Here is an 8,126-nt window from a genome sequence, read left to right as displayed (position 1 = left end):
ATCTGCTCAAAACGCAGATCAAAAGCTCTCCAGAAAACCGTCAATCAAATCGCCAAAACCCAGAAATTACTGGCCAAGCACATCAATCAACGGTTCTTCGATCCCTCCACCTGCCAGAAGCAAAGCAACACCGTCTGAAAAGTTAAATGGAAGGATACCGTTCATGCTTCACTCTCTTTCTCCCAGTTCCAGATACGGACGGAGCAATCGCTTTTTTCTGCGGGATCGTGTAATACTGAAGGAATAGACTCAAACGTATTTCATGAAAATCAAGGCGCTCGCATGAACTGCATCAGAAAATTCAAACAAAAAATCTTGAGAACCTTCAGGAGCTCTCGCGCCAAAGATCAGTCTATAAAAAAAGAATACAGTGACCAGCCGCTGCTTGGCTTTGTGGATCAAATCAGCGAACGGCATGTGCATGGGTGGGCCATGAACCCGGATGATCCGGTTGAACGTCTGGCTGTAGAAGCCTTCCTGCCAGAAACGGGAGAAACCCTCGGCACTGTCGTGGCGGATCAGTTTCATCACGGCATTATGGGTGTTGGTGACGCAAGCCGCCTGTATGGTTTCTGGTTCCACCTGACACGCCCGATCACCCCCACGGAGCGAGCCCAGCTTCGCATACGCGTCCCCAACGGAAAGGAAATTCCTTTCTCCCCCAATCTGACATCCGCGCAGCCGCTTCTGCATGTTGCTATGGATATCGTCGATAATTGCAATCTCCGTTGCCCGTTCTGCTTGTATGACTACAGCACTGTCCGTAAAACCAATTTCATGTCACGCGAAACTCTGGACGCCGCACTTCGTCTGATGCCGTATACCAAAGATGGAGAGTTCTGGTTTTCCTGCCTCCATGAACCTTCACTTCATCCTGATTTTCTGTCATTTCTACAGGCAATCCCTGATCCCATGCGAAAAAAGGTGTTTTTCACATCAAATATCGCACGCCGGATGCCCAACACCTATTTCCAGAACCTCGCCAGAAGCGGGATTGACCATATCAACATCTCGCTTGAATCTCTCACACCGGAGATTTACGAACTGATGCGAAAAGGCGCACGGTTTCCAATATTTATGGAAAACTGGAACAAGCTTATCACCGCGTTTGATGACAATAACTCGTCCGTTGCCCTGCGTTATGTCATTATGGCTTATAAATCCAATTTTCATGAACTCCCGGCTCTGGCCCGTTATCTGGTAGAGGAACGGCGCGCAGCACAGGTCGAAATTCGTTATACTTATGATGTTCCCTTTATTGATCCAGCCTTCCGCCAGCAGGAATTCCTGACTGATGCGGACTGGGACTGGCTCCAGAGCAATCTCCCCACTCTGGAACCCGGCAAGCTTCTTCTGGACCGCCCTCCTGCCGGTGCCCCACTGGACAAAGATGATTCTGCACCCGATCCATCACCCTCTCCCGCCCCTGATGTCGGGTTTCTGCCCGGCCGGTATCTGGCGCGTCTCTCATGGGATGGAACTCTTGAAATAAGAGGGATCAGTCAGGCGAGTAAGGGTGGCGCGATGATTGAAGTGCCCATTCTGACAAAAAATGTGAAGGATATCACTAATCCTGAAAGTTTTTTCCAAGATCTGGATTCTTTAAAAATTCCCTCTTGAGGCCACAGGGCGGATATCATGCGCTGCCTGTCATGATCGGTGCAGAGCGGGCGGAGTTGGCTGCTCGCACAGTGTATCCGTCTGATGCCCATGATGATGCGTGGTCTCTGAATGGTCCGTATCGCCTTCCGATAAAAGACGACACGGAACAACCCCATCATGCTCCTGCTCGCTTGAGCGCCGATTGGCTCTGGTCTTCAGGGAAGGCCAGCGCGCCGCTTTCCTCAAAGGCCTTTCACGCAGCTACTGCTTCACTGTTTCACAACGGCTGGCAATGCGTGACACAGTCGTCTCACTGATTCCAAAAGCTGTTGCCAGAGTTTTCAATGTTTCTCCAGCCTCTCTCCTTCTGGCAATTTCAAGCCGCTGCTCCGGCAAGATACGGGGCGGCCTTCCCATACGTTTACCCCGTTCAATAGCCCGCATCCGCCCCTCAGCGGTCCTGATGCGGATCAGATCCCGCTCCACATCAGCCAGCCCCCCCAACACGGCCAGCATCAGACGACCTGTACTGGTGCAAGTATCCACCCAAGGCTCAGACAAAGAATAGAACTGGGATTTTTTATTTGTGATATCTTTAACTATAGCAAAAAGATCAAAAGTACTTCGTGCAAGCCGATCAATTCTGGTGACAACAACGGTGTCCCCTTCCTGCAGGCTGCTAATCAGTTTCTGAAGCTGAACTCTTCGCGCATCAGCCCCGCTCACCTTCTCCCGGTATATTTTGACGCACTCAAAAGCCTTTAATTTTTTTATTTGCGTATCAAGGGTTTGCCCGACAGTACTCACCCGTGCATACCCTATTTTCCGGCTCATCCAACATCCTTTCATTCCATGAGAATGAAGGTCCTATCACATCAGCTTTTTGCATAAATCCTGATTTAAGCAAGAGCGAATCACACCGCCTCACCTATGTAACGACGCACTCGTTTATCTACCAACGACGCGCTGTTTGCGCAATAAAAACGTTAATTTAAATTAAAAAAAATAAATGACCGCCTTTCCCCTAATTCAGGAATTAGGAAAGGCTCAAAAATGTCACGTGTACTTCCGTCAAACCCTTCCGTTACCTTGGATTACGGAAGCACCCCAGATACTGGATGGGGCACAAACGGTACCGTAACCACCACGAATAACAGTACAATTACCATCACGTCAGCACAGGATGGTGATACCGTATCCGGCCCGACTTCAGGCATTAATGTCATTATTGATTCCAACACCACAATCAACGGACACGGATGGCAGATCGGAAACACCGACAACCCCACGACAGTAACCGTAAACGGCACCCTTAGCTTGACCAACGCAGATGTCATTGCCTCTGGTTCCAAAGTGCTTGTCAGTAACGGTGGCACACTTATTCTTGGGGGCTATGCCACAACCACTCCGGGTTTGATCCAGTTTGACGGGACCGGTGGAACCATTGAAGTCGCAGCGGGAACAACGCCCAGCATTATTGAATACATAACAAATATCAGCAAAGGGGATACCATTATTCTGGATGGTATCACCGCAGATAATTACATGTTTGCACAGGGCGTTTATACTCTTACCGAAAACGGACAACCTATCAGCGGAACCGCATCCTTTCAGTTACCTACAGCAAATGAAGGAACAACTTTCACCGTCAAGACAATAGGTGGAAAAACCTATCTTACGGCTGACACTGTTCTCGTTTGCTTTCTTGCTGGCAGCATGATCCGCACACCGAATGGAGATGTCGCTGTAGAACATATCGGGATTGGTGATGACATCATTACTTTTGACTGGAAAAGCGGCCAAAACATCTCTCAACCAGTCACCTGGGCAGGGAAAGCACGCGCTACAGTCCGCCCCGGCCTGCGTGATGATGAAGCAGGCTACCCAGTTCGTGTTCTGAAAAATGCGATCGCAGAAGGGGTGCCCTACAAGGATATGCTGATTACAGCCGAACATTGCCTGTTTTTTGAAAACCGGTTCGTTCCTGTGCGCATGCTGGTCAATGGTGCCTCCATTTTTTACGACAAATCCATCCTGTCCTACGACTATTATCACATAGAAACAGAACAGCATTCCGTCATCACGGCAGATGGTATGCTGACTGAAAGTTATCTGGACACAGGTAATCGCGCATCGTTCCAGCAAAATGGCCCTGTGGTCATGCTGCGGGGTGTTGCGCGAAGCTGGACAAATGACGCAGCCGCCCCCCTGGATGTCGATCAGGCCTCTGTCAAACGCCTCTATCATCACCTCAAAGCCGTGGCGCAGATAAAGGGCCTTCAGGCTGATAAAAACGCGCCGGTTCTCACAACAGAGAGCAACCTGCACCTGCTGACAAATACAGGCGCGCGTATCCGGCCAATCCGGCAGGACGGAACATTCTATCGTTTCATGCTCCCTCCCAACACACACACGGTACGCATCCTCTCGAATGCAAGCCGCCCGGTAGACGTTGTCGGACCTTTTGCAAATGATCGCCGTTATATGGGTGTCGCTGTCGCAGGTATTCATTTTACGGGAGCAAAAACCCCTTCAACATCCATCACCACGCATCTTGAGGATGTCAGACCAACCGGCTGGTATGCCAGAGAGCCGCAGGCTGACTGGGCATGGACTGACGGAAATGCTGTCCTGCCACTGCATGATGAAACGCAGGGGGAAATGGGGCTTCTGACTCTCGAAATCCGTGCGGCGGGCCCCTATGTGATCACACCGGCCAAACGCATGTCCGCCTGATTTTCCGTCACCTGTGCTCAGCACGGGGACTGCGAAAGATCCATAAAGAAAGCCGTCTCTTCCCGAACTGAAGGGAGGGACGGCTTTTTTATACAAGCCAGCCCCTACGGCCTCCTACACAGCCCCCCCTGCAAGAGAGCACTTGCATGGCACCAGACAAGAACATATCATGAACACATGAAGCAAAGCCTGTCTGACCGTCTGGCTCTCCTCTCGGATGCCGCCAAATATGACGCCTCCTGCTCTTCCAGTGGCGCAGGCAAACGGGATTCCGCAGCCACAAAAGGGCTGGGGTCTGTCAGCAACGGAATCTGCCATGCCTACACACCGGATGGCCGCTGCATTTCCCTGCTGAAAATCCTGCTGACCAACTTCTGCATCTATGACTGCGCCTATTGTATCAACCGCTCCTCCTCCAACGTGCCGCGCGCACGGTTTACCCCGGATGAGGTGATCTGGCTGACACTGGAATTCTACCGCCGGAACTATATTGAAGGGCTGTTTCTCTCCTCCGGCATCATCCGCTCTTCAGATGACACCATGAGCCAGATGGTGCACGTTGCGCGGGAGTTGCGGCAGACACATAATTTTCGCGGCTATATCCACCTCAAGACCATTCCCAACGCCTCCCCTGCCCTGCTGGCGGAAGCCGGCCTGTATGCGGACAGGCTCTCCATTAACGTGGAAATGCCAACCGAGCAGGGTCTGGCAGCGTATGCCCCGCAGAAGCATGCCTCGGAAATCCGCCACTCCATGGGGGAGATGCGCACGCATATCGAAGCCGGGAAGGATCGTACCCTCACAGGGCGCAAGCCCCCGCGCTTTGCGCCCGGCGGCCAGAGCACACAGATGATTGTGGGAGCCGATGCGGCAACTGACCGCGATATTCTCTCCAGCAGTTCCTCCCTTTATACCGGATACCGGCTGAGGCGCGTCTATTACTCGGCGTTCAGCCCTATTCCGGATGCCTCGGCCATTCTGCCTGTCAAAGCACCACCCCTGCTGCGTGAGCACAGGCTGTACCAGGCCGACTGGCTGTTCCGCTTTTATGGGTTCCAGTTTTCAGAAATCACCGCGGCCCGGCCAGATGGCATGCTGGACCTTGAGCTGGACCCCAAACTGGCCTGGGCGCTGGCCAACCGCGCCCTGTTCCCTCTGGACCTGAACCGCGCGCCCAAAGAAATGCTGCTGCGTGTGCCGGGGCTTGGCGTGCGCTCCGTGCAGGCCATTCTGTCCGCCCGCAGCCACCGGCAGTTACGTCTGGAAGACCTCGTGCGGCTGAATGTTTCCATCCGCAAGGTCAAACCGTTTCTCTACGCCACCGGATGGACCCCGGGCAGGCTGGCGGAGCGGCAGAACCTCCGGGAACTCTTCCTGCCGCAGCCCCAGCAACTTTCCCTGTTCTGACCACAGAGTGCCCGACCATGGCCTACGGCTTCGTTCTTGATGACTACGCTTCCTTTTCCGCATGGCGCCCTCTCGCCCGCCAGAGCTTTCTGGCTGGCTGCGCGCCGGAAGAGATTGAATGGCGCGGCACATCGGAAGAAACCACGCTGTTTGACACCCCGCTGGCATCCCCTCCTCCGGCCAGAGCCGGAGCGCAGCCACCAGTTCTGCGCAGCCAGTGCCATGCCCTGCTCCGCTCCATTCTCCGCCATGCGGACAAGACCCGCTTTGCGCTGGCCTACCGCATTCTCTGGCGTGCGCAGACAGAACCCGCCCTTGCCAGCATCGCGACAGACCCGGACATTGCCCGCGCCCTGCGCATGCATCAGCAAGTACGGAAAGATGTGCATAAAATGACAGCCTTTGTGCGCTTTCGGGAACATGGCTCCGCACAGGCAGGCCGCCGGTCCTTTTATGCGTGGTTTGAGCCGGACCATTACATTCTGCCCAGCGTGGCACCGTTTTTCGCAAGACGCTTTGTGGATATGGACTGGGTGATCCTCACCCCCAAAGGCTCGCTGGCGTGGAATGGGGACACCTGCGCCTTCAGCCCGGTTCCATGCGCAAAACCGAAACTGTCAGACACCATAGAGCAACTCTGGCAGACCTATTATGTATCCACCTTCAATCCGGCACGTATCAAGACAAAAGCCATGCTTTCTGAAATGCCGCGCAAATACTGGAAGAATCTACCGGAAACCACATTGATCCCACGCATGCTGGCCGAGGCGGACGCCCGCGTGACCGCCATGGCCGCGCAGGCCCCCCGCCCGGCCCCGGCGTTCCACCATAAATTGCAGCAACGCCGCAGCGCGACCGCACCTGCGGTGCAAGAGGAACCAGCTCCCCCTCAGCACTCCGGGAAATTCATAGCCAGCCCACCAAGCGATGTTTCCTTGTAGCGGTGGTTCATATCCCGGCCTGTCTCGGCCATGGTCTGCACCACCTGATCCAGAGAGACGCGATGCTCTCCATCCCCGCATAAGGCGAGTGAGGCCGCATTGATCGCCTTGATCGCGCCAAAGGCGTTGCGTTCGATACAAGGGATCTGCACCAGCCCGCCCACCGGGTCACACGTCATGCCCAGATGGTGCTCCATGGCAATTTCCGCCGCGTTTTCCACCTGCGCCGGTGTGGCTCCCAGCACGGCAGCCAGCCCCGCCGCCGCCATGGAGGACGCGACCCCCACTTCCCCCTGACACCCGACTTCCGCCCCGGAAATAGAGGCATTCAGCTTGAACAGGCTGCCAAGGGCGGCGGCTGTCAGCAGAAAATCTCGCATACCGTATCGGAAGGCTTCGGAAGCCTCTTCCCCGTCGGAACGCCCGCCATATGTCTGGCTGCCTTCAGGGCCGCCTTTCTGGCCTGCACCCTGATCGTACTCATGGCTGCTGCTCTGGTGGCAGGTCTGGCAATAATCCCGATAGTAGCGCAGCACCGCTGGCACCACGCCTGCTGCCCCATTAGTGGGGGCTGTCACCACCCGGCCCCCGGCGGCGTTTTCCTCATTTACGGCAATGGCGAACAGGCTGACCCAATCCATGATTTCATGCGGCAGGCTGCTGTTGCGCTGGTCTTTCTCTTTCAGCCGCTCATACAGCGCATGCGCCCGCCGTTTGACACGCAGCTTGCCCGGCAGAATACCATCCTGCGCAAGGCCGCGTTCAATGCACTGCATCATGATCGCGGCAATATGGTCCAGATGCGCCACCACGTCCGCAGCCGGACGCAGGGCACATTCATTCCGGAACACAAGCTGGGCAATGCTCAGGCCGGTTTTCTGCGTAAGCGCCAGCAGATCCGCGCCGGAACGGAAATCATACGGCACATCCGGCATGGTATAGGACGAGCTTTCCACGGCCTCTTCAGACACGATAAAGCCACCCCCGACAGAGCAGAACCGCGCGGCCAGCAGCAGGGCGCCCTGTACGTCAAACGCTTCGAACTGAAGGGTGTTCGGATGTTTGGGCGGCTGGGTTTCCTTGTCGAGAAGAATATCCACATCCGGCTGAAACCGCACCGGTGCCCTGTCCCCCCACGCAGGAAGGCTCCCCGTGGCCCGGACATGCGCCACCATAGCCTCGGTCTGGTCCGGCTGGACCGTTTCCGGATGCGCGCCACACAGCCCCAGAATCACCGCCTTGTCCGTGGCGTGGCCTGTCGCGGTCCAGGCCAGAGACCCGTACAGCGTCACCCGGATCTGCGCGACAGCACCGCCTGCGGCGGTCTGCCCCAGCGCAGCGCACTCCTCCGCAAAGCGCGCCGCGGCCCGCATGGGGCCAACCGTGTGAGAGGAGGAGGGACCAATACCAACTTTAAAAATATCGAAGAGACTTATCATA

General features: G+C 55.3%; 6 protein-coding genes. 4 read left to right on the top strand and 2 right to left on the bottom strand.

The features are described 5' to 3' along the window. Window positions 1-315: 315 nt before the first annotated feature. The gene (locus tag GOB82_RS09215; protein WP_166122357.1) at window positions 316-1,620 is read left to right on the top strand and encodes a radical SAM protein; all 1,305 of its coding nucleotides are present in this window, start codon (window positions 316-318) and stop codon (window positions 1,618-1,620) included. Window positions 1,621-1,863: 243 nt separating this feature from the next. Here the strand turns inward: GOB82_RS09215 and GOB82_RS09210 are convergent, their stop codons facing one another. Further along, on the bottom strand, window positions 1,864-2,436 hold the full coding sequence (locus GOB82_RS09210; RefSeq protein ID WP_166122355.1) for a recombinase family protein: 573 nt from the start codon (window positions 2,434-2,436) through the stop codon (window positions 1,864-1,866). 219 nt (window positions 2,437-2,655) lie between these two features. On the opposite strand from GOB82_RS09210, the gene GOB82_RS09205 reads away from it, so the two are divergent. The 3 genes from GOB82_RS09205 (at window position 2,656) to GOB82_RS09195 (ending at window position 6,686) form a co-directional block, all read left to right on the top strand. Beyond that, a complete protein-coding gene (locus GOB82_RS09205; RefSeq protein WP_166122353.1) occupies window positions 2,656-4,338 on the top strand; it encodes a Hint domain-containing protein in 1,683 nt (560 codons plus the stop codon). 177 nt (window positions 4,339-4,515) lie between these two features. Continuing rightward, window positions 4,516-5,745: a putative DNA modification/repair radical SAM protein gene (locus tag GOB82_RS09200; RefSeq protein WP_166122352.1), complete on the top strand. Its 1,230-nt coding sequence runs from the start codon at window positions 4,516-4,518 to the stop codon at window positions 5,743-5,745. Window positions 5,746-5,762: 17 nt separating this feature from the next. Then, window positions 5,763-6,686, top strand: coding sequence for a TIGR03915 family putative DNA repair protein (locus GOB82_RS09195; RefSeq protein ID WP_166122350.1), 924 nt, complete (start codon window positions 5,763-5,765; stop codon window positions 6,684-6,686). Here the strand turns inward: GOB82_RS09195 and GOB82_RS09190 are convergent. Then, the gene (locus GOB82_RS09190) at window positions 6,635-8,125 is read right to left on the bottom strand and encodes an L-serine ammonia-lyase (RefSeq protein WP_166122348.1); all 1,491 of its coding nucleotides are present in this window, start codon (window positions 8,123-8,125) and stop codon (window positions 6,635-6,637) included. The two genes, GOB82_RS09195 and GOB82_RS09190, sit on opposite strands and share 52 nt — an antisense overlap. Window position 8,126: the final 1 nt, after the last annotated feature.

Source organism: Acetobacter farinalis (assembly GCF_011516935.1).
GTDB lineage: Bacteria > Pseudomonadota > Alphaproteobacteria > Acetobacterales > Acetobacteraceae > Acetobacter > Acetobacter farinalis.
Note: the sequence above shows the minus strand (reverse complement) of the source record. Positions and strands in the feature narration are given on the sequence as shown.

Coding starts and splice junctions, on each gene's coding strand:
- GOB82_RS09195 (WP_166122350.1), top strand. CDS start 5,763: ATGGCCTACGGCTTCGTTCTTGATGACTACGCTTCCTTTTCCGCATGG.
- GOB82_RS09205 (WP_166122353.1), top strand. CDS start 2,656: ATGTCACGTGTACTTCCGTCAAACCCTTCCGTTACCTTGGATTACGGA.
- GOB82_RS09210 (WP_166122355.1), bottom strand. CDS start 2,436: ATGAGCCGGAAAATAGGGTATGCACGGGTGAGTACTGTCGGGCAAACC.
- GOB82_RS09190 (WP_166122348.1), bottom strand. CDS start 8,125: ATGATAAGTCTCTTCGATATTTTTAAAGTTGGTATTGGTCCCTCCTCC.
- GOB82_RS09200 (WP_166122352.1), top strand. CDS start 4,516: ATGAAGCAAAGCCTGTCTGACCGTCTGGCTCTCCTCTCGGATGCCGCC.